Below are 22,675 nucleotides of genomic sequence, written 5' to 3' on the forward strand. Positions count from 1 at the left end.
TACAATAATCGGCCCAGGCCCGCAAGAGAAAAAAATTGCGTGTTTTCGCGGCTCCCGCGACATTTACCCCGTTCGGCGTCCGGGGTCGGCGACGGTTTTCCGCCAGACTCGCCACCCGCCCAGCGCAACGGCCAGCTTGCACAGGAGCCAAATCGCGGCGACCGTTTGCAGGCCGAGACGCGGCAATAAAATCATTCCGGCCAGAAACGATCCGGCCAATGCCGCCAGGTGGTCCGTCGCCTCCACCCGCCCGGCCCGATACCCGGCGGCGGGATGCGTCTCTTCCAAGACCCGCGCCGCCAGGGGAAAGGCCATCCCCGAGGTCGCCCCGGAAAGAAAAACGAGCGACAGCAAGCCGGCCTGCGCCAGCCGGATCGGATGCAGAACCGCCCAGGGCAGAAATCCGTAAAATGCCAACCCGCAAAGCGCCAACAGGAAATCGCCAGCCAGCATTCCGGGCAATCGTCGAACCGGCGCCTCGCCGATCCGGTTTCCGACCCATCCGCCCAAAGCCAGGCCCAGCATGTAGACGGCAAACAGCAAGGCCGCCATCCGATAGATCTGGCCGAACAACGACTGATAGGCCAAGGAAGCGATGATCACCGCGATGATCGCGCAAAAACCGCTGGAGGCGACACTCAGCAGCGCGTAACCTCCTGCTCGTTTCGCCGGTTTCACGGCATTCGGCAACCAGGCCGACAACCCCGCCGCGACCAGGATCGCCGCCAACCAGAACCAACGCGGCAGCCGCGCGGATAATGCCAGCGCTCCCGCCAATTGGCCGCCGGCGAACCGATCCCACAAGCGCAAAAAAGTCAGGTACGAAACCGGCCGCAGATCCTGATTGATCACCGGCGGAATCGCCGCCAGGGCTTGCCGCAAACCGGCGATTCGCTCGGGCAAGGCGTATAGATCGAGCACCGCCGGATCCATAGGCGGCTCGCCGGCGAACGCTCCGCGATAGTTTGCTTTCATCGCTACGGGGTCGTCGGTCAACGGCGCGGTCGCCGCGCCCGCCACGAACCAAACTTGATCGCCCGGCAAGGCCACCACCAGGGGGAACACGGCGCGAAGCGTCGCGTCGATCGACCCGACATAAGGTCCGACCTCATCACCCAGCACATTTTCCGCGCCGGTCACCGCCAGCATTAAAACCCCGTCCGCGCCCAACCGCCCGGCGGCTTCGCGGAAAAACTCGCGCGTATACAACCGGTTCAACAGCGCCGTGGAAGGATCAGGAGACAGCACGACCATCAGATCGTAAGGCGGACCCGGACGGCGCAAGAAAGCCCGGGCGTCCTCGTGAATCACCCGAAGACGGGAATCGGACAGCCAATCCCGATCCGCGGCGGGAATCCGGTCCAAAATGCCGTTCGCCAGGATGTCGTCCAGATAAGCGATGTCCAGTTCCTCGACGCGGTCGCTTTTCAGCAAGGCCTCCGCCAGGCCGGTCAATCCGCCGTCCAGCAAGGCGATGCGGCGCGGCCGCGGGGTCTGCCCGAGCAACAAGGCCGCCGTCTGGCGGAACTGATAAGGATCCGGGTAACTGTCGAGGTAGGTGCCGTTGCCGTAAAGCTGCGCCTGACCGCCGGTGCGGGCAAAAATCACGTTCTGATAGGGCGTCTGCAGCGAGGCCTCGAAATCCGCCCCGGTGGATAGCGCCGCAAACCGCTTTTGCTCCAGGCGTTGTTCGCCGCGATCGGCCAGCGGGGAAATCGCCAAAACGACCGCCAGCACCGCTCCGACCGGAAAGAGATACTTGAAAAACCGGTTCGGAAAGGCGAAACCGGCGCCGAGCCAAAGAAAGGCGGCCGCGAGCAGCGCCGCGCCCACGGGCGGCACCCACAACGCCAACACCAGGGCAAACAACAATCCCGCCCCGGCGCTCCCGACCGCTTCCCAGACGAACATCCGCCCGATCCCATGAACGTCCTCGTCCGTTAATGAGGCGAACAAAGGAAACGACAAACCGACCCAGCATCCCAACGGAAAACACAACAGACCGGCCAGCGCGACGGTCAGCCAACCGACCACCTCGCCGGCCGGCAGCCGCAGCCAGACGGGCATCGTCTTCATCGCGATCAACAGCGCCAGCGGCAGGAAACCGCCCAACGCGAGCGTCGCCCCGGCTACCGTCTGGGTGGCTGGAATACGCCGGGTCCAGCGGCCGACCATTTCCGCGCCGTCCGCGATGCCCAGGAACCAGGCGCCGAAAAACAATCCCAAGGCCAGTTCGTTGCCGCCGAAAACCACGAGAAACTGGCGCAACAGAACGGCTTGGGAAATCATGGCATAGCAACCCCAACCGGCGAACAGGATCGCCAGATGGACGGCCGGCGGCGACTGCGGCGCGGTAGGCGGTGGCATGTCCATTTACTTATGCCAAAACCCGGACGGGTTCCAGATTAAAAAAAAGGAGCGGACCGCGGGGCCCGCTCCTCGTCAAAGCAGATTCGCGAAATTACGGCTTCAGGTTGTCTTCCTGAATGGCGCGCAAATCGCCGAAGGTCACGTTCGCCACGCTCGTGTAAGGATCGACGAACGAATAGATCGTGTTTTCGGAGACCACGCCGAGCGCCCAACCTTCCTGAGCCGGATCGACCCAGTTCAGGCTGTAGATCAACAGGTAGAACCACTCGCCGTCCTCGTATACTTCGCTCGGTTCGTTCCAGTTCGTGGCGAGCACGGACTTGGTTTCCGGATCGTACAAGCCGAAGTACAACTGCGCTTGCCGCGAGCTTTCCGGAGTCGAAATCTGGATGAAGCGTTCCGGCACCAACGGCATGTAAGGCAGCGGAATGCTGTATTCGGTGCGATTGATGTTGAAATCGACGCTCGTGCCCGGCATGACTTCCCAACCGGTGACCGCCTGACCCAACACGCCGACCTTCAACCGTCCGGCTTCCGTCAGCATCGGACCATAGGTTTCGCTGGCCAGGAATTCCGGCGGAATGGTGACCGTGATGTTCAGCGGGATTTCCTTCGTCACGTCGCTGATCCGCTGACCGCTGCCCGGAGTGCCGACGCCCTTCAGGCACGCATCCAGCGATACGCAGCCGTTCTGGCCGTCGTCCGTGGTTTTCATGCAGCGCATGAGGGCGAGCCAGTAGTTGGATGCGCTATGGTTTTTGCAATTCTCCAGTGCATCGGCCTTGGTATCGAAGCCGGGCGCCGCGCCGTTGACTTCCTCGCCGTAGAGCAGGTCGAGGTAATATTCGCAGGCATCGGCGCTGCCCGTGTACTCCGTGCTGACGGTCGTGAACGGAGCGAACGGAATGTGGACCGTAGTGCTCTCGAAGTCACCGCGCATGAACGGTTGATCTTCGTTGTCGCCGTAAGGACCGACCGGGTAGATGTTCCAGCCTTCATCGCCGTAGAAGGTGAACAGACCAGGGGTCATCGGCTGATCGATATAGAAGGCCATGGCCTGAATATCGTCGGTTTCGTCGAATTTCGTTCCCTTGGTGTCGTGAGTCGTCGTGAAGATCGCGCTGTTGAGGTCGTCCATCGACATCATGCCGAACGAATCCTTGCCGGTCATGCTCCAGATGTAGGCTTGCACGATCGCCACGTCGAATTCCATCAACTCGTACAGGAACTCGTTGCTGGTGTAGCTCTTGATCGCCGCGGCATCCAGGAAGCCCTTGCCCATGTTGTATTTGTCGATCGCGATCTGGAAAACTTCGTACTCTTCGAAGTTCAGTGAGCCTTGGATCGCCTCGTTGTCGCCTTTTTTCACGCCGGCCGAGGAAAACTTGATGCGGAAGGGCTGTCCTTCGCGACCGCAGGTGCTGTCCTTCAGCCGGAACACCAACTGATAATCGCCTTTCGGCAGCGGCGTCTGAATGGTGACGCCCACCAAGGCCTTATCTTCGAAGCTGCTGCGGCCGGGGCCGTTGGGCACATCGTACACGACTTTCTTCGCGCCGCCGGTGACGGTGACTTTACCGCCGCCGAAATCGCCTTCGACATCTTTATAGTCGACGTAGATGGCCATTTTCTCGCCATCCTGCAGGGTGTAACCCGGCGATTCCTTGTAGTACTGGCCGTTGCGTTCGACGATGAACACCACGTCGTTGGCGTCCGGGCCGTAGCTCGATTCGCAGCCGTACGCGTCGTCGTACTGCTCGTCCCAGCACTTGTTCCGGCATTTCATGAACTTGTCGCAGGAAGCATTGGGGCTGCACTCGTTGATGCAGGTCAGATACCGTTGCGAAGGCGCGTATTTGCCGAAGGCAAAGGAGGTCAACCGATCGGTGCATTCGGCCACCGACCAATCCGCGCCGAAGTGATCGCAGCTTTCCAATTTTTCGCAGTGCTTCTTCCATCCGCCGCAACGCACATCGGCATCGCCGGTCGCGGCCGGAGTGAAGTTTTCCTCGTCGCCGAACGGCTCTTCGAGCTGTTCGTTCTCGCCGTCGAGCGATTCGTCCTCGTATTGAGCCGCCGAACCGCCGCTGCCGGCGTTATACACGCCGAGGGACACCAATTGGTAATTGAAGAACTGGTGCCCACCGGTCATCGGCGCTTCCATTTCACTGTCGAAAATCCGGTTGGTGTAGACCAGCATGTCCTTATCGTCGAGGTACTGTCCCTTGCGATAACCGAGCGCCTGGTCGGCCTTGATCCATTCGGTCAGGCTTTCCAGTGGGATCTCGTATTCGGTCTGTCCGGGTTTCAGACTGGCCATCGCCACCGGCAGGCCGCCGGAAGCGTAGCCGTCGGCGCCAAAGCTCAGGGCGATGATGCCGGCGCTGGGCCGTTTGATCTGATAGAACAGATCCGGTTTTTCATCCTGGTTGATATCGAAATAGAATCCCTGACGACCCGTGAATACGCCGCCTTCGTCCGTTTCCCGGGAGGGGCCGACGTCATCGACGCTCATTTTGAACGTCCCGTAGCCGCGCATCGGCAGCTCGTCGGCTTTGTCATCCTCCTGCAGAATCAGGCAGCCGCTCAGCCAGAAGCTGGCAACCATCATCAAGGCGATCGTCAGGATTGTCGCCGCGCGTTTCATGTTATTCCTCCGCATTCTCATTGCGACCATCCTTCTTGCTTATTGGTCATCAAAGCCGGTGCCCAGACCGATGTAGATCCGCACCGGATGTTTGTCCTTGTCGTGATCCTGGAATCCGTGGGCCACCTTGATGAAGCTGTCCCAACCGGATGCGAACAAGAACATGCTCATCCGAACTTCCAAACCGACATCGGTCAGGAGGTCGTCGTTGACGTCGAATTTGCCGTCGTAGTTCTTGTCGAAAATCTTGTTCATGTTGTACAGGTCGGCCCGACGGGTCGGGTGCGCCCACAGGTTGCCCGCGTCGCCGAAGACGGACATATACAACTTGTCGAAGTAGAAGGACCACAGGGCAACGTCGATTTCTTTCAGGATCGGGAAGCGATAATCGAAGCCCAGGATGGCCATCGTTTCGCCCTCGAGGCTGTAACGCTCGTAACCCAAGAAAGCGCCATTGTCGGAGAAGGCGCCCATGCCGGTGACCCACATGCCGCCGCCATGGAACCGGTCGTAGAAGTTGACGCGGCCGTAGCTGTTGCCCCAGCCGTAACCTTCCGGAACCGTCGAATGCGTGAAGCCGCCCATCGCTTTGAGAATCAAGGTGTGGCGTTGCCGCTTCCACCGCTCAAAGTTCAGTTTGCTCCAGTCCGCGCCCTTGATGCCCATCCACGAATCGTTCAGATCCGTCAGATCCCACCAGGGGAACGGGAGATAGTTTTTGTAATTGAACATGATCTGCCAGTACCCGTAGTCGGGCAGCAGATACTCTTCATCCGGGTATTCCCGGGCGTCGGCTTCGGTGATCACGGCCGGATTGCTGAAGAAATCGGCCAGGTCGGTGCCCATCGGCGTGCCGGTGAACGGCTCGTGCAGCTTCGGGCTGCCGTAGCTGAACGTGAACTCGGTGGAACTGCCGCCGCGGGGGTTGATGCCGCCGTCGACGCCGCGCCGGTTGACCGAATCGCGGGACCACTGGAAGTTCATGGCGCGGCCGGTGATCTGCCGGGTCCGCATCGCGGGCTGTTCGACCCGGATGTCCTGATAGCTGTAGTACAGACTCAGGTTGTTGTTGCCGAACAGCAGATAGCGCAAGCCGATGAAGTAGAAGCTGGCGTCAAAATTGGCTTTGACGTCGAAGTTGAAGAACTGGAAGTCGGTGGCGATCGCCGGGAAGATCCGGTGCAAGGACAGGAACATCGTCACCGGAGTCATGTAGTTCTCGTAGAACAACGTGTACCGGCTTTCCTCGCCGACGTAGAACAAGCCCAACACCAAGTTGCGTTCCACGGCGTCGACCATGATGACCTCGGCGCCCATCTGCAGGCGGCTGTCCTCGTAGTTGACGATCGGGATCCACACCCAGGTGCCGGAGTGGTTGTACATGATCGGGAAGAGGCCCGCGAAGCCGTCGTACACGCTGTAATCCTGGTAATCCAGTTTCGGCAGCGGATCGATGGTCGTCACGTTCAGCCGGACTTCCTCGTCGGTCACGTTGAATTCGAAGTCTTCCACCGCTCGGTTCATCCATTCCTCGCGCGGAATTTCGTAAGGCCGGAAGCCGAAGCTGGTGAAGTAGGTGTAGGTGATGGAATTGCCGTCCGGGCTCGGATACGGGAAGAAGGCGCCTGTCTTGACGTTGGTGACCTGCGTCATCTTGTGGTTGTTGATGTTCACCTTGTAGACGTTGAAGATCCCGGTCCGGTCGCTGGCGAGCAACACGTTTTCGTTGTCCAGCCAGGACGGGTCGCGATCGTCGTGCTTGTCGTAGGTGAGCGGCCGCAAGCCGGTGCCGTCGGAGTTGATGATCCAGATATCCTGCTGATGCTTGCGGTACATCAAGAAAGCGAGCTTGGTGCCGTCGGGGCTCCAAGCGGGGTAGCCCATCTGGGTGTCGTCGTCGAAATCGAGCAGCACGTAGTAGCCGCTCTTTTTCGGATAACGCATGACCGCCAACTTGCGCTGGCCGCCCGCGTTGGTGATGAAAGCGATCTTGTCGCCGACCGGGCTCCAGGCGGGTTCCATCGCCCGCAGGTCGTCGGTGATTTTCTCGGTCGATTTCTTTTCGACGTCATAAACGTACAGATCGCTGAAGTAGTAGCCGTTCCACTCGTTGGCGTTCGGCTGGGCGTAAACGACTTTTTTGCCGTCGGGGGCCCAGGAATAGCCTTCGGTGTAAACCTTCGGGCCTTTTTTGATCTTGGTGTCGTTGATCTTATCGGCCTCGGGTTTCATGTTTTTGAAATAGAGCGCGGAGCCGCGCCGTTCGGTGCCGTGCGACGAAATCAAGCTGATGTACTTGCCGTCGGGCGAATAACGCGGGAAGTGGTTGGTGATGCCGACGAGCCAGCGGTCGTATTTCGACATCTGGGTTTCGGGAATGGCCTGATCGGTTTCAAACAACCGCAGAAAATGGCCTTTGACTTCCTGGCCGCCGGAAACCTTCAGCGCGCTATCGATCTGCTTGTTGTACTTATCGGTGATGTAGGCTTTCCACTGGTTGTAGAGTTCCTCGCGATTGAGGCCCAACTCGTGCTTGATGGCGCCGTTGTAAGTCGGATACACGCCCAGGCCGTTCTGGTGCCACATCCGCGCCGGCGCATCCAAGCCCCACTGCTCGCCGATCCAGGCGTTCATCGAGAAGCCTTGGTTGTAAACCATTTCGGCTTGGAGGCTGTTCTTATCGTAGATGATGTCCATCTGGTCCATGGTCAGCAGGTTGTCGTCGATCACGGCGCCGCGGACCAGCATTTCGCGGTTGGTGTCGTACAAGTCGGCGCCCATCGTCAACGACGAATATTGCGCCGCGCCTTCGACCATCCAGGTCGGCAGCATTTCGGTGCCGACGAAGGCGCTGATGCCCACGTCGAAGGCGTATTTGCGGCTGCTGTCACTGGCGCCGACCAGCACGCCGATCATGTTTTCACGGAACGTGCTGCCGGCCTTCAACGAAATGATGTGGCCCAGTTCGTGGCTGAAGCAGTCGGCCAGCCAGTCGGTGCGACCGCGGCTGTCGTAATAGAGGTTGCTCGCCCACATGGTGATCCAGTTGAAGTTGTGAGCGGCAAAACCGTTGGAGTAGTCCTCGGTATCGAGCAGGACCACGAAGATTTTGTCTTTCAGTTCGTAGTTCCACAGCTTGCTGTCGTGTTCGTAGACGTCTTCCGCGATTTTCACGAGAGCGCGGGCCGTGAATTCCTCTTCCGGATACCAGAAGATGGTGAAGTGGTCGGTCTCGGTGTATTTCCAGTCGATTTCCGAGTGGTTGACGCCGTCGTCCCACAACAGGAACGTCGCCTGCGCCTCACGCGGCGACCCGGCCAGGAAACCGAGAACGAGGGTGGAGAGGATGAGGGCGAAGACGAATTTGCTCATGGCTTTTTTCATTTCGCTTCCACGAAGAATGATGCTCAACATTTTTGCCACCCCCTTCCTACTGCCAACGCTTCTTGAGGCCGAGAGTGTAGGTAACGCCTACGCCATCGTTGCCCTCAATATCGAAGGGTGGTGTGTAATAAGAGCGCGAATAGACGAGGAACGAATTCTGGCCCATCATCGGGATGTTCATGTTGAAGTAGACATCGAGGCTCGGATCCCATTGATAGACGAGTTTCGGTTCGACCGCCAACGCGGACCGCGGGAAGTCTTCCAACTTCACCTCTTTGTCCAGGTTGTCGATGATCGTCGATTCGGCGATTTGATAGAGGTAATGCGCGGCGCAGGCCAGCGCGAAGGACGAATGAATCGGGGAGAGTTTCGGCAACTGGAAGGCGATTTCCGCGTCGCCCAGCACCTGGTCGCCCAGATCTACTTCTCCCGGCGCGTACTTGGTGTTGGCCGGCATCCGCCACAAATAACCGCCGTGCAATTCGAAGCCGAATTTCCACGCCGATTGTTTGAAGCCCAAACCGTTGTACCAGTTGGTCTGGCCGGAGGTCATGTCGTTCCGGATTTTGGCGCCCCGGCGCGGGTTGTCGTTGCCGGTCGGCCATTTGATGTTGGATTCGACCGCCAGGCTGGTCGTCGGATCCAAGCGCCGGAAGAACTGATAGGCCAGGTGCATCTGCACGTCGCCGAGGGACGGCAGGTCGGCCTCCCAGATTTTCCAGGGGTCGGAGTGGTCGACGAAATCGACCGCCGCTTCTTCCGCAAGGGCGCCGTAAGTGTTCTTGCGGCCCGAGCGGTAGTTTTGGTTACCCTCGTAAATCTGGGTTTTCTTGTAGCTCAACGGCCAATTGATGGACACCGAGAGATTGTCGGTCAAACCCATCCCGAACAGGAGATTCAAGGTTTCCGTTTTGGACTTGAAGCTCCCCGCGATCAGTTCGCCGTCGTCGTTCCAGTAGTGATGCGCATACTTGTACTGGAAGTTGGCGCCAAATTCGGTGACGCGTTTGGAGTAAACCAACGGCCGCGCGATGTAGTCTGCGGGGTATTCCCACCCGGCGTTCAACTTGTGATCGATCGCGGCATCTCCCCAGGGATTGTCTTTGCCATCGTCGCCGCTTGCCGCCCCATCTTCAGCCATGGCCAAAAGCGGCACGGCAAACAGGGCGGAAACGAGAACGAGGCAACCAAGAAGTAGGAACCTTCGCTTCATTCTCCCTTTCCTTTCGCACTGGTCTAGCGGGGAATCATTCGGGCCTTTTTACTTGCTCCACCACAAGGTGTCAAGCTTTACGGACACGTTTCAGAACAAAACCACGGACGAACCAAACACCGATCGTTTTTTTCTTTCAGGCCGATATCCCGGCATCGGCCTTTAAGAATGATTCCAGTTGGTTGATGTCCTCCTCGGAACCAATGAAAAGCGGCGTGCGATCATGGAGGGTTTTGGGCACCAGTTCGCGAATGGGACGATGACCGTTGTTTGCTTTGCCCCCGGCTTGTTCGACAAGAAATGACAAGGGGGCGGCCTCGTACACAATGCGCAGTTTCCCTTCCGGTCGCGCCGATTCGCTAGGATACAAGAAAATGCCACCATAGAGCAAGGTGCGGTGAAAATCGGCGACCAGCGACCCGACATAGCGGGCGCTGTAGGGCCGGTTCGTCGCCGCGTCGGATTCTTTCAAGTAGCTGACATACTTTTGGATTCGCGGATCCCACTTGGCGCAATTGCCCTCGTTGACGCTGTAAATTTTGCCGCGTTTCGGTATCCGTACGTCGTTGTGCGAGAGTAAAAAATCGCCGACCGACGGGTCGTACGTGAAGCCGTGCACGCCTTCGCCGGTGGTGAACAGCATGATCGTCGAGGAGCCGTAGAGAATGTAGCCCGCCGCCACCAGCTCGCGGCCGGGCCGCAACAGGTCTTCCAGGGTTCCCGGGCCGGTCGGGCTGCGCCGGCGGAAGATCGAGAAGATCGTGCCGATGGAGATGTTGGCGTCGATGTTCGACGAGCCGTCCAGCGGATCGAAGGCGATCGCGTAGTTGCCGAGGCGCTCGCCCGACGGCAGATGAATGACGTCTTCTTCTTCTTCCGAGGCCAGGATGCAGGTATAGCCGGACTGGCTGAGCACCTTGACCAGGATGTGGTGCGCGTAAATGTCGAGCTTCTGCACGGCCTCGCCCTGCACGTTGATCCGCCCGGTCAGGCCGAGGATATCCACCAGCCCCGCTTTGCGGACCTCGCGCTGGATGAGCTTGCCCGCGAAGGCAATGACGTTGAGCAAAGAAGACAATTCGCCGGTCGCTTCGGGATAACGCTTTTGCGTTTGCGCGATATGGCGTTGAATGGTAACCGTTTCTCCCAACATGGAATTACCCCCACGGACAAAAAGGCTGCTTTGAGATCTGTCGCCAAGCAGATGAGTTTTTATAAGAAAATCCGGGCCATCTGTCAAAGAAGGGGCCGTCGCCCCGCTTCGCCGGACCGTGATTGACACCTTTTGCATTCCATGGTTAGGGTTCGTGAATTGCCGAAATATTCGCAAGGGCCATGGAACAGTACACCGACCAACCGGAATCGCTCGCCTGGACCAGTCACCCGGTCGTCGAGGAACCCCGGCGCGCGTGGATCGTTCCGGTTTTCGGTTTGTCGACGGCGGCGGTGGTCTGGTTGGTCACGCAGAGCCCGGCCTGGTCGGCGGCCGGGTCGCTGGCGGTGGCGGTGGCGTCGCTGGAGTGGTTTCTGCCGACCCGTTATCGCCTGGATTCGCGGGGGGCCTATCGCCGTGTCTGCTTTTTTCGCCGGCGCCTGCCCTGGCCCGAAATCCGGCGGATCTGTCCGGATTCGCGCGGCGTGCTGTTGTCGCCCTATCCGTTCGCCACGCGATGGGAATCGTTTCGCGGCTTGTATCTGCGATTTTCCGGCAACCGGGAAGCCGTCCTCGACTTCCTCGCGCAAAAAATGGCGCCGGCGGAGCGGAACTGAATGAACTTCTGGAAAAACGCCTTTCAAATGGAGCTCGCGGAGGATTTCCAGGCCAGCCCGCGCGAACAGGAACTGCTCGACCGCCTGGCGGACCGCTTGTGCCGCCACGGGCTGAGCCTGCCGGCGATCCTCTTTCTCGAAACCTGCCGCCCGTTGAATTTCGTCGGCAGCCAATCCCTGGCCTTCCTCGAGCCGATCGTGCTTTCCGTGTTCGATTGGGAAGGTTACACCGATTTCCGGCGCCTGCTCGAACGGCGGGGCAGCATCGAGGCCCTGATCCGGGCCGTCGAGCAAGCCGAATCCCGCCGGCGCGCCGATCAACAAGCGGCGCATGACGCCCGCCAGGCCGCGAAAAAACGGGCCCGCGACCTCCTCCGCCACGGTTCTTCGACGCGAGGCGAAACATGACGATCGATCCGGAAAAAATCAACGTCATTCTGGCCACCGATTGCGGCAGCACCACCACCAAGGCCATTCTGATCGAGAAAATCAACGGCGAGTACCGCCAGACTTACCGCGGCGAGGCACCCACCACCGTCGAGGCGCCCTTCGAGGACGTCACCCTGGGCGTGCTCAACGCCGCGCAGGAAGTCGGCGAACTGGCGGGCCGGCGTCTGGTGGACGACCGCGGCCGCCTGATCTCGCCCGCCACCGACGGCGCCGGCTGCGACCTCTACATCTCCACCTCGAGCGCGGGCGGCGGCCTGCAGATGATGGTCGCCGGCGTGGTGCGCAAGATGACCGGCGAATCGGCCGAGCGCGCCGCGCTGGGCGCCGGGGCGATCGTCATGGACGTCATCGCGGCCAACGACCACCGCCTGCCGCACGAACAGATCGAACGCATCCGCCAACTGCGGCCCGACATGATCCTGCTGGGCGGCGGCATCGACGGGGGCACCCAGACGCACGTGGTCGAGCTGGCCGAGTTGATCTCGGCGGCCGATCCGCATCCGCGCCTGGGCGCCAATTACCGCCTGCCGGTGATCTACGCCGGCAACAAGGACGCGGCGGCGGAGGTGCGGCGCGAGCTGGCCGAACAGACCGAACTGTTCGTGGTCGACAACCTGCGCCCGGTGCTCGAAAAAGAGAATCTCGGGCCGGCCCGCGAGAAGATTCACGAACTGTTCATGGAACACGTGATGGCGCAGGCGCCCGGTTATCGCAAGCTGATGGAATGGACCGACGCGCCGATCATGCCCACCCCGGGCGCGGTCGGCAACATCCTCAAGCGGGTCGCCGACGAGGAAGGCATCAACGCCGTGGGCGTCGACATCGGCGGCGCGACCACCGACGTGTTCTCGGTCTTCGGCGGCGTGTTCAACCGCACGGTCTCGGCCAACCTCGGCATGAGCTACTCGATCAGCAACGTGCTGGCCGAGGCCACGCTGCCCAACGTGATGCGCTGGCTGCCCTTCGACCTGGACGAGCGCGACCTGCGCAACCGCGTCAAGAACAAGATGATCCGCCCGACCACCATTCCGCAGACCCTGCTCGAACTGATTTTCGAACAGGCGATCGCCAAGGAGGCGCTGCGGCTGGCGTTCGCGCACCACAAGAGCTTCGCCACCACCCTCAAAGGCGTGCAGCAGCAGCGGACGATCGGCGACACGTTCGCCCAATCCGCCGCCGGCGAAACCCTCGTCGACCTCATGAAACTCGACCTGCTCGTCGCCTCGGGCGGCGTGCTGTCGCACGCGCCGCGCCCGCACCAGACGGCGATGATGCTCGTCGACGCCTTCGCCCCCGAGGGCATCACCCGGCTGGCGAAGGATTCGATCTTCATGATGCCACACCTGGGCGTCCTGGCCGAGGTGCACCCGCGCGCCGCGACGGAAGTCTTTAAAAAGGATTGCCTGATCTACCTCGGCACCGTGGTGGCGCCGCGCGGCCAGGGCAAGGAAGGCAAGGATTGCTTTTCCTATGAGTTGGAACTCGCCGACGGCCGCAAGCTCGACGGCAAGCTGAAAACCGGCGAGGTCCGCCTGGTGGAACTCGGCCCCGGCGAGGAAGGCCGCATCCGGTGCCAGCCGGTGCGGGGCTTCGATATGGGGCGTGGCAACGGGGCCACGGTCGAAGGTCCGGTCTGGGGCGGGACGGTCGGCCTGCTGCTCGACGCCCGCGGCCGCCCGCTGGAAATTCCCGCCGACCGGAAAAAACGGCTGGAAACCGTCCGGGCCTGGATGGAAGCCTGGCAGGCCTACCCCGATTCGCATTGGATCGAAACGGAGGGCCGCTGACATGGCGCACACCTACACGCCCGGCTTGAAGGTCGTCGAACGTTTCCTGGTCCGCAAACGCCGGCTGCTCCCCTTGAAGGGTCAGGTGCTGGTGACGGTCGGCCAGACGGTCGGGCCCGACGATGTCGTCGCCCGCACCGAACTGCCCGGCACCGCCGAACTGCTCAATATCGCCAACCAACTCAACATCGACCCGTCCGAGCTGCCCGGGAAAATGCTGAAAAAAGAAGGCGACTATATTAAGGAAGGCGAGGTCATCGCGCGTTCGGCCGGCTTGTTCGGCCTTTTCAAAAGCCAGGCCATCGCCAAAAACTCCGGCACCATCGAAAAAATCAACGCCGTCACCGGCCAGATCCTGCTGCGCGGCCCGTCCCTGCCCGTCGAGGTCAAGGCGTATACCTCCGGCGCGGTGACCGAAATCGTTCCCCGCGAGGGCTGCGTCGTGGAAACGCCGGCGGCGTTCGTGCAGGGAATCTTCGGCGTCGGCGGCGAAACCAACGGCCCGCTGGTGATGGCCGGCGAGACCCCCGAACAGCCCCTGACCCCGGACCGACTGAGCGCCGACATGAGCGGGAAAATCGTGGTCGGCGGCGGTCGCGTGACGGCGGAAGCCCTGAAAAAGGCGATCGACCTGGGAGTCCGCGGCGTGGTGACCGGCGGTTTCGACGACCGCGACCTGTACGATTTTCTGGGTTACGACCTGGGCGTGGCGATCACCGGCGCCGAGCAGTTGGGCATCACGCTGGTGATTACCGAAGGCTTCGGCGACATCGCCATGGCCGCCCGGACCTTCGAATTGCTGCGGGCCCGGCAAGGCCGCCTGGCCTGCGTCAACGGCGCGACGCAGATCCGGGCCGGCGTCATCCGGCCGGAAGTGATCGTGCCATCGGCGGCCGGTGAGGATACCCGGCCGGTCGACGAACCAGCGACCGCGACGGGCTTGCAAATCGGGGGCCTGGTGCGGATTATTCGCATGCCCCACTTCGGCCGCATCGGCACCGTGACGGAACTGCCCCCGGAGCCGCGGCTGTTGAAGTCCGGATCGAAGGCCCGCGTGCTGGTGGTGGATTTCGGCGGCGAACAGGCCGTAGTGCCGCGAGCGAACGTGGAATTGATCGAGAGTTGACCGCAACGAAAGGAATGCCTTGATGAGCGTGAAATTCGGCGTGATCGGCGGCACCGGCCTGTACGAAATGCCGGGCATCGAAGAACTGCATGAAAGCGAAGTGAAAACGCCGTTCGGCGATCCCTCGGACAAACTGATTTCGGGCCGCTACCACGGCGTGCCGGTGGTTTTTCTGCCCCGCCATGGGCGCGGCCACCGCTTCATGCCGACCGCCGTCCCGTACCGCGCCAACCTCTTCGCCCTCAAGTCGCTGGGCGTCACCCACGTGATCAGCGTCAGCGCCTGCGGATCGCTCAAGGAAGAACTCCGCCCCGGTGACGTCGTGGTCATCGATCAGTTCGTCGACCGGACCCGGCACCGCGACGACAGCTTCTTCGGCCAGGGCCTGGTCGCGCACGTCTCCTTCGCCGATCCGATCTGCCCGTGTCTCGCCAAGGATCTGTACGACACCGCCGGCGAACTGGGCATCCCGGCGCACTGGAAAGGCACCTACCTCTGCATGGAAGGCCCGCAATTTTCGACGCGCGCCGAAAGCCTGCTGTACCGGTCGTGGGGCATGGACGTAATCGGCATGACCAACCTGACCGAGGCGCGGCTGGCCCGCGAGGCCGAACTGCATTTCGCCACCCTGGCGATGGTGACCGATTACGACTGCTGGCGGACCCACGACGCCGACGTCGACATCAACGACATCCTGCGGGTGATGGCGCAAAACAGCGACAACGCGAAAAAAATCATCGGCGCGGTCATTCAGAAGAACCGCGCGGCCGAAACCTGCGGCTGCGCCGCGGCGATGGCGGGGGCGATCGTCACCGATCCCAAACGGATTCCCGCGACCCTGAAAGCGGATCTGGCCCTGCTGATCGGCAAATACGTCAAATAGAGAGGAAACCCATGTCGATTCTGGTCGTCGGTTCGGTAGCCCTGGATACCCTGCGTTTTCCGGGCGGCAACGTGCACGAACGCGTACTGGGCGGCTCAGCCAGTTACTTTTCCCTGGCCGCCTCGCTGTTTTCGCCGGTCCGGCTGGTGGGCGTGGTCGGCGGCGACTTCTCCCCGGCGCACATGGAGCTGCTACGCCGCCACCAGGTCGATCTGGCGGGCCTGGAAATCGTCAAGGACGGCGAAACCTTCTTCTGGGATGGTGAATACCTGGACGATATGAACGAGCGCGTCACCCACGAAACGAAACTGGGCGTGTTCGGCGCGTTCGCCCCCAAATTGCCGGCCGGATGGGAAAGTTCGGACGACGTTTTCTGCGGTAACATCGATCCGGAATTGCAGGCGCACGTGCTGGCCGCCTGCGGCAAACGCCGGTTCGCCGCGCTGGACACGATGAACCTGTGGATCAATATCCGGCGCGAGGCCTTGCTGGCCGCCCTGCGGCGCGTCGACCTGCTGTTTCTCAACGACAGCGAGGCCAAGCTGCTGACGGGCGCCGGCAACCTGCTGACCGCGGCCCGCGAAGTGTTGCGGCTGGGGCCGGCGCGGGTGGTGATCAAACGCGGCGAATACGGCGTGTTCATGCTCGGACCGGACGGCCCCTTCGCCGCGCCGGCACTGCCCCTCGACGACGCCGTCGACCCGACCGGCGCGGGCGACTCGTTCGCCGGCGGTTTTTTCGGTTCGCTCTCGCAGGAACCGGCGTTGGACGAGGCGGCGTTCCGCCGGGCCTGCGTGGCGGGCACCCTGGCGGCCAGTTTCACCTGCCAGGGCATCGGGGTGACCCGCCTGGCGGAAATCGGGCGGCCGGATTACGACCGCCGGCTGGCGGAGTTCGTCCGGTTGACTCGCCTGGGCTAGGCTGGTGGCTGAACCGGCGCAATTAGCAATGGCAATCGGCGATCAAATCAGGCAAAATGTTGACACCCGAAAGCAGTGGTGTTAGTACAGCGGCAAATTTCGCCGGGAAGAAAAATGCGCGTCATCCGCTACATCATTCTGATCTGCCTGTCGCTGAGCGTGGTCGCGGCGTCTTGCGGGCGGCCGCACGTCGGCGCCGACGACGCCCGGAAGGCCAAGGGGTATTACGAACTGGCGGTCGCCAGCATGAACGGCGGCGACGCGACCGGCGCCCTCAACGAGCTGCTCAAAGCGGTGGAAATCAACCCCTACGATCCGGACATCCATAACGCGCTCGGCCTCGTTTACTATTCGAACGAAAAGTACACCAAGGCCATCAGCCATTTCCAAAAAGCGATCGAATTGGACCCACAGCACTCCGACGCCCATCACAACCTGGGCCATTTGTACCTTACGCAGGGCCGGTACGACCTGGCGACCGCGGAATTTCAACAGGCGCTAGAAAACGACCTTTACCGCAACCGCGCCCAGACGCTTAACGCGCTGGGTTACACCTACTATAAAAAGCGCGACTACCTGAAAGCCGAGGAAACCCTCAAGGGTTGCATCGAGCACGACCGGCTGTATTTCCTGGCCTACGACAACCTCGCCAAGGTTTACATCGCCCTGGAACGCTACGACGACGCCCGGCCGATCCTTGAGCAGGCGCTGCAGATGCAGCCGCTCTTTCCCGAGGCGATGCTCGACCTGGGTCTCGTTTACTGGAAAATCAATAAAAAGAATCAGGCGGTCGATCTGTTCAAACGCGTCAAGCAGATCGACCCGCTCGGGGAATTCGGCGCGCGCGCCGACGAATACCTGGGACTGTTGGAGTAAACGATTGACCGCTCGGAATAGCCCCCATCAGGCGGCCGTCTCGCGGCTGGCCCTGCGGCATCCATACCGGGACCGCATCCTCGAAACCTTATTGAATCGGGGCGCCGGCTTTATCGACGCGGCAGCGCTGGCCGGCAGCGGGCTGGCGGGCATCGGCGCGACGATCCAGACCGAATTTTCGTTGGAATACGAGGAAATCGAAGGGTTTCCGCGCCCGAAAATCGCCGGGCATCCGGGCCGGTTGCTCATCGGCCGCTTCGGCGACAAGCGCGTCGCGATCTTCCTGGGCCGCGTCCATGCCTACGAAGGCGCCGACCCGGCGGAAATCACCCTGCCCGTGCAAATCGCCGCCGGTTTGGGCGCGACGACCGTCGTGCTGACCAGCTCCGTCGGCGCGATCAACGCCGATTATCGCCCCGGCGAATTGATGTTCGTCGCCGACCATCTCAACCTGATGGGATACAACCCGCTGTTCGCGATGATGCAAAAAGCAACCGGCAATCCGTTCGCCGAGGGAACCAACACGCCGTTCGTCGACCTCTCGGGCGTCTACCGCACCGAACTATTCACCCCGTTGTGCGAAACCCTGGCGGCACAAAACATCCGCCTGCACCGCGGCGTGCTGGCCGTATTGCCCGGCCCGACCTATGAAACGCCGGCCGAGGTGCGCTTCCTCCGCAACGCCGGCGCCGACGCGGTCTGCATGAGCACCGTACCCGAGGCGATTTACGCCAAGTACGCCGGATTGGCGGTCGTCGGCCTGACCCTGGTCACCAATCGCGCCAACGACGGCACCCTGCGGGAAAAACCCTCGCACCACGAGGTGCTGGCCAACGCCGCCGCCGCCGCGGACCGCTTCACGCTCGCCGTTCGCGAAACCTTCCGGTTGTTGTAAAAAATCCTGGTGCCGCCGATTCGAAGGCGTGGCTTGCGAAGAGTATCGATAAAAGCCAGGCGACAATCGATTTGCCGGACGGATCACCCTCGCCGGGTGATCGGTCACGTCGAATCGCGCCTGGAAAGGCGCTCCTACCAATAATTTCGGTGAAGGATCCGCCCGGGCGGAGAAAATCACTTCTTTTTATGGTCGGGGATATACGGACCGACCAGCCAGGTCGGATCGTAGGTTTTCATGACCTGCCGCCAATCGGCTTCGTCCTTCACCTCGCGCACGGTGTACAGGCGCGGCCGGACGAGATCGAAGGCGACCGCCTCGGTGCCGTCTTCAAGCATGAAGGGAATCGCCCGGAACAGTTCCGGATGCGTTTCGATGTGCTGGATGAGGTCGGCGTCCTGGTCGTCGTGCAATTCGTGGAGTTCCTGGGACTGGAGAATTTCCTCGTCGACGTTGACGTCCTCGAGTTCGAGGTCGGTCACGCTGCGGGCCGGTCGCTGCAGGTTCATCATCACGTACAACGGAACGCTGCCGTTCTGGCTGATGAAGTGAGTCGGTTCATGCTGCGAGAGATGGTCGATCTCGCTGACCAGATCACTATTGATGAAGATGCGGCGACGTGCTTGGCTCATCGGTCTGTAAATCCCTCCTCGGCTCAATCCATCTTTGCGGATTTTTCCCATATTTGCGAAAAAATCAAGCAGGTATCAACGCTGGCCGAAAATAGCCGTGCCGACGCGCACCAGGGTGGCGCCTTCCTCGACGGCGACCGCGTAATCCGCCGACATGCCCATCGACAAATCCGGAAGCGGAACGCCGAGCTTGTCTTGCAGCCCGTCGCGCCGGCGGCGCAGCGCGGCGAAAAACGGCCGCACCTCTTCAGCGGGCCAGAACGGCGGCATGGTCATCAGGCCGGTCAGGAGCAACGAGGGAAGCGCCAGAATCGCCCGCGCGATGTCCTCGGCTTCCTCCGGGCGGCAGCCGCTTTTCGCTTCCTCGCCGGCCTCGTTCACCTGCAACAGCACCGGAAGGCGCCGGCCGGCCGCCGACGCACGCTTGGCTAGTTCTTCCGCCAGCGCGATCTGATCGACGGTATGGACCGCGTGAATCCAGGCGGCGAGGTATTTAACCTTGTTGCGCTGCAAATGGCCGATGAAGTGCCAGCGGGCGTCGCCGCCGACGAGCGGCGCCTTGTCGACCAGTTCCTGCACGTAGTTCTCGCCGAAATCGAGCTGGCCGGCGGCCATCGCCTCTTGCACCAAAGCCGCCGGGTGCGTCTTGGTGACCGCCACCAGCTTCACCGTTTGCGGGTCGCGGCCGGCCCGCTCCGCGGCTTGCGCGATGGCGCGGCGCACCGCCCGCAGATTTTCGGCGACGCTCACGATCCGCCCCCGATCAAAACGTTCTCGCCGTGAATTCGTTCCCACAAAATGGCGACCTCGGCCAGCGGCAGGCCGACCACGTTGGTGTACGAGCCGCGCACCTGTTGCACCAGGCCGGCGCCGATGTCCTGGATCGCGTACGCGCCCGCCTTGTCCATCGGCTCGCCGGTGGCGATGTAGGCGCGCAGTTGGGCGTCGCTGAGCGGCCGGATGAACACCTCAGAGGCGACGCTGTCCACGAACGACCGCTCCGCCGCGCGGTGCAACAGGCAAAAGCCGGTGACGACCACGTGCCAGCGGCCGCTGATCCGGCGCAGCATGGCGAATGCCTCGGCTTCGTCCGCCGGTTTGCCCAACATCAGGCCGTCCACCACCACCGTGGTATCCGCGCCCAGCACCCACTGGTCCGGGTAACGCAGCGCCACCTTGGCGGCCTTGTCGACGGCCAGTCGGCGCGTGTGGTCGTGCGGCGCCTCGCCGTCGCGCGGCGACTCATCGATGGCGGGAACCTCGACGCGAAACGGGATGCCCAGTTGGCCGATCAATTCGCGCCGCCGCGGGCTGGCGCTGGCCAGAATCAGTTCCGGCCGGTTCAATCCATGGCCTCCGGATTCATCAACAGCACCATGATCGCCTTCTGGACGTGCAGCCGGTTTTCAGCCTCGTCGAAGACCTTGGACGCCGGCGATTCCATCACCTCGTCGGTGACTTCCTCGCCCCGGTGCGCCGGCAGGCAGTGCAGGAAGATGGCGCTTTCCTTGGCCAGCCCCAGCAGTTCCGTGTCGATGCAGTAGCCGGCAAAGGCCTGCCGCCGCTTGTCCTCCTGCCCTTCCATGCCCATCGAGGTCCAGACGTCGGTGGTGAGCACGTCGGCGTCCCGCACCGCTTCGCGCGGATCGGTCGTCAGCGTCACGTTGCCGCGGGCCTCGGCCTTGGCGCGCGCGAAAATCTCCGGTTTCGGCTGGTAACCGGTCGGGCAGGCCAGGCTGAGGTGGAACGGCAGGCGCGCCGCGGCGTTGAGCCAGCTGTGCGCCATGTTGTTGCCGTCGCCGATGTAGGCGATCTTCTTACCTTCGTAGGAGCCGAGGTGGTCGATCACCGTCTGCAGGTCGGCCAGAATCTGGCAGGGATGCAACAGGTCGGTCAGGCCGTTGATGACCGGCACCGTGGCGTAGCGCGCGAACTCCTCGAGCACTTCCTGGCCGTAGGTGCGGATCATCACGCCGTGGACGTAGCGCGACAACACGCGGGCCGTGTCCTTGATCGGTTCGCCGCGGCCCATCTGCAAATCGCGCGAGGACAGAAAGAGCGGCTGGGCGCCGAGCTGGTAGCAACCCACCTCGAACGAAACGCGGGTGCGGGTGCTGCTTTTTTCGAAGATCAGCGCCACGCTCTTGCCGGCCAGCGGCTGGAAGTCTTCGCCGTCGCGCCAGCGTTCGCGCAGTTCGGCGGTCACGTCGAAAATGCGGCCGATTTCCTCGGTCGTCAGGTCGTACAGGCTCAGAAAGTGTTTCATCGCTTTTTCCCTTTTATAAGATGTAGCGCGACAAATCGACGTCCTCGATGATGCCGGTCAGCGCCTCGTCGATGAATTTCCGGTCGATGACGAACGTGGTCCCGCGCTTTTCCGGCGCGTGGAAGCTGATGTCCTCGAGCATTTTTTCCATGATGGTCGCCAGGCGGCGCGCGCCGATGTCCTCGGTGCGTTCGTTGACCTTGGCGGCCAGTTCGGCCATCCGCTCGATGCCGTCCCGGGTGAATTCGAGCCGCACGTCCTCGGTGGCCAGCAAGGCTTCGTACTGCTTGGTCAGCGCGTTTTGCGGCTCGGTCAGGATGCGGACGAACGCCTCGACCGACAGGCTCTTGAGCGCCACGCGGATGGGAAAGCGGCCCTGCAATTCGGGGATCAGATCGCTGGGCTTGGCGACGTTGAACGCGCCCGCCGCGATGAACAGCACGTGGTCGGTGCGCACCATGCCGTGCTTGGTGTTGACGCTCGAACCCTCGACGATCGGCAGCAGGTCGCGCTGCACGCCCTCGCGCGAAACGTCGGGACCGTGGCCCTTTTCGCGGCCGGCGATCTTGTCGAGCTCGTCGAGAAAGATGATGCCGCTCTGCTCGACGCGGCGCAGCGCCTCGACCTGCACTTTTTCCATGTCGATCAGGCGTTGGATCTCCTCTTTTTCAAACAGGCGCAGCGCCTCGGGCACCACGATCTTGCCTTTCTTGGTGCGCTTGGGGAAGAGGTTGCCGAACATGTCCTTGAAGTTGATGTCCATGTCCTCGAGGCCGGAGTTGCTGAAGATTTCGATCATCGGCAGCTTCGACCGGTCGGCCACTTCCATCTCGATCGAGCGGTCGTTTAGCTTGCCGTCGAGCAGCATCTGGCGGAATTTTTCGCGCGTGCGGCGGTAGCTTTCCTGCGGGTCGGGATCGCCGGGGTGCGTGACGAGCACGAACGATTCGCCCTGCACGGCGCCTTCCTCGGCCGGCTTATCGTCCTCGTCCTCGTACTTAAGGTGCGTCTCGGGCGCGGGATTTTTCGGCGGGGGCGGAACCAGCTTGTCCAGCACCTTTTCGACGGCCAGCCGGTGGGCTTCCGCGGCGACCTGCGTCTCGTGCTCTTGCCGCACCTGGTTGATGCCGATCTCGACCAGGTCGCGGATCATGCTCTCCACGTCGCGCCCGACGTAACCGACCTCGGTGAATTTGCTGGCCTCGATCTTGAGAAACGGCGCGCCGGACAGCTTGGCGAGCCGGCGGGCGATTTCGGTTTTGCCGACGCCGGTCGGGCCGATCATGATGATGTTTTTCGGATAGATTTCCTCCCGCAGGGATTCGTCCACCTGGGCGCGGCGCCAGCGGTTGCGCATGGCGATCGCCACGGCGCGCTTGGCCTCGTCCTGGCCGATGATGTACTTGTCCAGCTCGGCGACGATTTCCCGCGGGGTCAGTTCCCGTTGTTCGGTCAT

Annotated in this window: 18 protein-coding genes; 8 read left to right on the forward strand and 10 right to left on the reverse strand. The window is 61.9% G+C overall.

Annotation, left to right across the window (positions count from 1 at the left end; genetic code table 11):
* Nucleotides 1-63: 63 nt before the first annotated feature.
* From GX444_06300 to fbp, 5 genes are all read right to left on the reverse strand, one after another.
* Entirely contained in the window at nucleotides 64-2,367 is a 2,304-nt protein-coding gene (locus GX444_06300) for a hypothetical protein (protein ID NLH48198.1), read from the reverse strand.
* A gap of 94 nt (nucleotides 2,368-2,461) precedes the next feature.
* On the reverse strand, nucleotides 2,462-5,017 hold the full coding sequence (locus GX444_06305; protein NLH48199.1) for a hypothetical protein: 2,556 nt from the start codon (nucleotides 5,015-5,017) through the stop codon (nucleotides 2,462-2,464).
* 39 nt (nucleotides 5,018-5,056) lie between these two features.
* Nucleotides 5,057-8,401, reverse strand: a complete 3,345-nt coding sequence (locus GX444_06310) for a hypothetical protein (protein ID NLH48200.1) — start codon at nucleotides 8,399-8,401, stop codon at nucleotides 5,057-5,059.
* A gap of 46 nt (nucleotides 8,402-8,447) precedes the next feature.
* The gene (locus GX444_06315; protein ID NLH48201.1) at nucleotides 8,448-9,614 is read right to left on the reverse strand and encodes a hypothetical protein; all 1,167 of its coding nucleotides are present in this window, start codon (nucleotides 9,612-9,614) and stop codon (nucleotides 8,448-8,450) included.
* A gap of 136 nt (nucleotides 9,615-9,750) precedes the next feature.
* Nucleotides 9,751-10,767: a class 1 fructose-bisphosphatase gene (gene fbp / locus GX444_06320; protein ID NLH48202.1), complete on the reverse strand. Its 1,017-nt coding sequence runs from the start codon at nucleotides 10,765-10,767 to the stop codon at nucleotides 9,751-9,753.
* Nucleotides 10,768-10,949: 182 nt separating this feature from the next.
* Between fbp and GX444_06325 the strand changes: the two genes are divergently transcribed.
* From GX444_06325 to GX444_06360, 8 genes are all read left to right on the forward strand, one after another.
* Nucleotides 10,950-11,384, forward strand: coding sequence for a hypothetical protein (locus GX444_06325; GenBank protein NLH48203.1), 435 nt, complete (start codon nucleotides 10,950-10,952; stop codon nucleotides 11,382-11,384).
* Nucleotides 11,385-11,792 carry a hypothetical protein gene (locus GX444_06330; GenBank protein ID NLH48204.1) on the forward strand — a complete coding sequence of 136 codons (408 nt, stop codon included), beginning with the start codon at nucleotides 11,385-11,387 and terminating at the stop codon, nucleotides 11,790-11,792.
* Nucleotides 11,789-13,621: a methylaspartate mutase gene (locus GX444_06335; protein NLH48205.1), complete on the forward strand. Its 1,833-nt coding sequence runs from the start codon at nucleotides 11,789-11,791 to the stop codon at nucleotides 13,619-13,621. Before GX444_06330 ends, GX444_06335 begins: the two co-directional genes overlap by 4 nt.
* Before the next feature lies 1 nt (nucleotide 13,622).
* Entirely contained in the window at nucleotides 13,623-14,747 is a 1,125-nt protein-coding gene (locus GX444_06340; protein NLH48206.1) for a hypothetical protein, read from the forward strand.
* A gap of 22 nt (nucleotides 14,748-14,769) precedes the next feature.
* On the forward strand, nucleotides 14,770-15,630 hold the full coding sequence (mtnP, locus tag GX444_06345) for an S-methyl-5'-thioadenosine phosphorylase (GenBank protein NLH48207.1): 861 nt from the start codon (nucleotides 14,770-14,772) through the stop codon (nucleotides 15,628-15,630).
* An 11-nt stretch (nucleotides 15,631-15,641) separates the two neighbouring features.
* The gene (locus GX444_06350) at nucleotides 15,642-16,550 is read left to right on the forward strand and encodes a sugar kinase (GenBank protein ID NLH48208.1); all 909 of its coding nucleotides are present in this window, start codon (nucleotides 15,642-15,644) and stop codon (nucleotides 16,548-16,550) included.
* Nucleotides 16,551-16,664: 114 nt separating this feature from the next.
* Nucleotides 16,665-17,426, forward strand: coding sequence for a tetratricopeptide repeat protein (locus tag GX444_06355; GenBank protein NLH48209.1), 762 nt, complete (start codon nucleotides 16,665-16,667; stop codon nucleotides 17,424-17,426).
* A 4-nt stretch (nucleotides 17,427-17,430) separates the two neighbouring features.
* Nucleotides 17,431-18,321, forward strand: a complete 891-nt coding sequence (locus GX444_06360) for a purine-nucleoside phosphorylase (protein ID NLH48210.1) — start codon at nucleotides 17,431-17,433, stop codon at nucleotides 18,319-18,321.
* A gap of 176 nt (nucleotides 18,322-18,497) precedes the next feature.
* Here the strand turns inward: GX444_06360 and GX444_06365 are convergent, their stop codons facing one another.
* The 5 genes from GX444_06365 to hslU all read right to left on the reverse strand — a co-directional run bounded on the left by GX444_06365 (nucleotide 18,498) and on the right by hslU (nucleotide 22,675).
* Entirely contained in the window at nucleotides 18,498-18,953 is a 456-nt protein-coding gene (locus GX444_06365) for a hypothetical protein (GenBank protein NLH48211.1), read from the reverse strand.
* Between the two features lie 75 nt (nucleotides 18,954-19,028).
* On the reverse strand, nucleotides 19,029-19,703 hold the full coding sequence (locus GX444_06370; GenBank protein ID NLH48212.1) for a YggS family pyridoxal phosphate-dependent enzyme: 675 nt from the start codon (nucleotides 19,701-19,703) through the stop codon (nucleotides 19,029-19,031).
* Entirely contained in the window at nucleotides 19,700-20,299 is a 600-nt protein-coding gene (locus GX444_06375) for a septum formation inhibitor Maf (protein ID NLH48213.1), read from the reverse strand. The genes GX444_06370 and GX444_06375 overlap by 4 nt, the downstream gene beginning before the upstream one ends.
* Nucleotides 20,296-21,219 carry an ornithine carbamoyltransferase gene (argF, locus tag GX444_06380; protein NLH48214.1) on the reverse strand — a complete coding sequence of 308 codons (924 nt, stop codon included), beginning with the start codon at nucleotides 21,217-21,219 and terminating at the stop codon, nucleotides 20,296-20,298. Before argF ends, GX444_06375 begins: the two co-directional genes overlap by 4 nt.
* Nucleotides 21,220-21,232: 13 nt before the next feature.
* Entirely contained in the window at nucleotides 21,233-22,675 is a 1,443-nt protein-coding gene (gene hslU, locus GX444_06385; protein NLH48215.1) for an ATP-dependent protease ATPase subunit HslU, read from the reverse strand.

It is taken from the genome of Myxococcales bacterium, from assembly GCA_012517325.1.
GTDB lineage: Bacteria > Lernaellota > Lernaellaia > Lernaellales > Lernaellaceae > JAAYVF01.

What these genes read in the sequence shown, in the direction of transcription:
- argF (NLH48214.1), bottom strand. Translation starts at nt 21,219, where the DNA reads ATGAAACACTTTCTGAGCCTGTACGACCTGACGACCGAGGAAATCGGC.
- GX444_06315 (NLH48201.1), bottom strand. Translation starts at nt 9,614, where the DNA reads ATGAAGCGAAGGTTCCTACTTCTTGGTTGCCTCGTTCTCGTTTCCGCC.
- hslU (NLH48215.1), bottom strand. Translation starts at nt 22,675, where the DNA reads ATGACCGAACAACGGGAACTGACCCCGCGGGAAATCGTCGCCGAGCTG.
- GX444_06340 (NLH48206.1), top strand. Translation starts at nt 13,623, where the DNA reads ATGGCGCACACCTACACGCCCGGCTTGAAGGTCGTCGAACGTTTCCTG.
- GX444_06350 (NLH48208.1), top strand. Translation starts at nt 15,642, where the DNA reads ATGTCGATTCTGGTCGTCGGTTCGGTAGCCCTGGATACCCTGCGTTTT.
- GX444_06310 (NLH48200.1), bottom strand. Translation starts at nt 8,401, where the DNA reads ATGAAAAAAGCCATGAGCAAATTCGTCTTCGCCCTCATCCTCTCCACC.
- GX444_06330 (NLH48204.1), top strand. Translation starts at nt 11,385, where the DNA reads ATGAACTTCTGGAAAAACGCCTTTCAAATGGAGCTCGCGGAGGATTTC.
- fbp (NLH48202.1), bottom strand. Translation starts at nt 10,767, where the DNA reads ATGTTGGGAGAAACGGTTACCATTCAACGCCATATCGCGCAAACGCAA.
- GX444_06325 (NLH48203.1), top strand. Translation starts at nt 10,950, where the DNA reads ATGGAACAGTACACCGACCAACCGGAATCGCTCGCCTGGACCAGTCAC.
- GX444_06365 (NLH48211.1), bottom strand. Translation starts at nt 18,953, where the DNA reads ATGAGCCAAGCACGTCGCCGCATCTTCATCAATAGTGATCTGGTCAGC.
- GX444_06355 (NLH48209.1), top strand. Translation starts at nt 16,665, where the DNA reads ATGCGCGTCATCCGCTACATCATTCTGATCTGCCTGTCGCTGAGCGTG.
- GX444_06305 (NLH48199.1), bottom strand. Translation starts at nt 5,017, where the DNA reads ATGAAACGCGCGGCGACAATCCTGACGATCGCCTTGATGATGGTTGCC.
- GX444_06335 (NLH48205.1), top strand. Translation starts at nt 11,789, where the DNA reads ATGACGATCGATCCGGAAAAAATCAACGTCATTCTGGCCACCGATTGC.
- mtnP (NLH48207.1), top strand. Translation starts at nt 14,770, where the DNA reads ATGAGCGTGAAATTCGGCGTGATCGGCGGCACCGGCCTGTACGAAATG.
- GX444_06300 (NLH48198.1), bottom strand. Translation starts at nt 2,367, where the DNA reads ATGCCACCGCCTACCGCGCCGCAGTCGCCGCCGGCCGTCCATCTGGCG.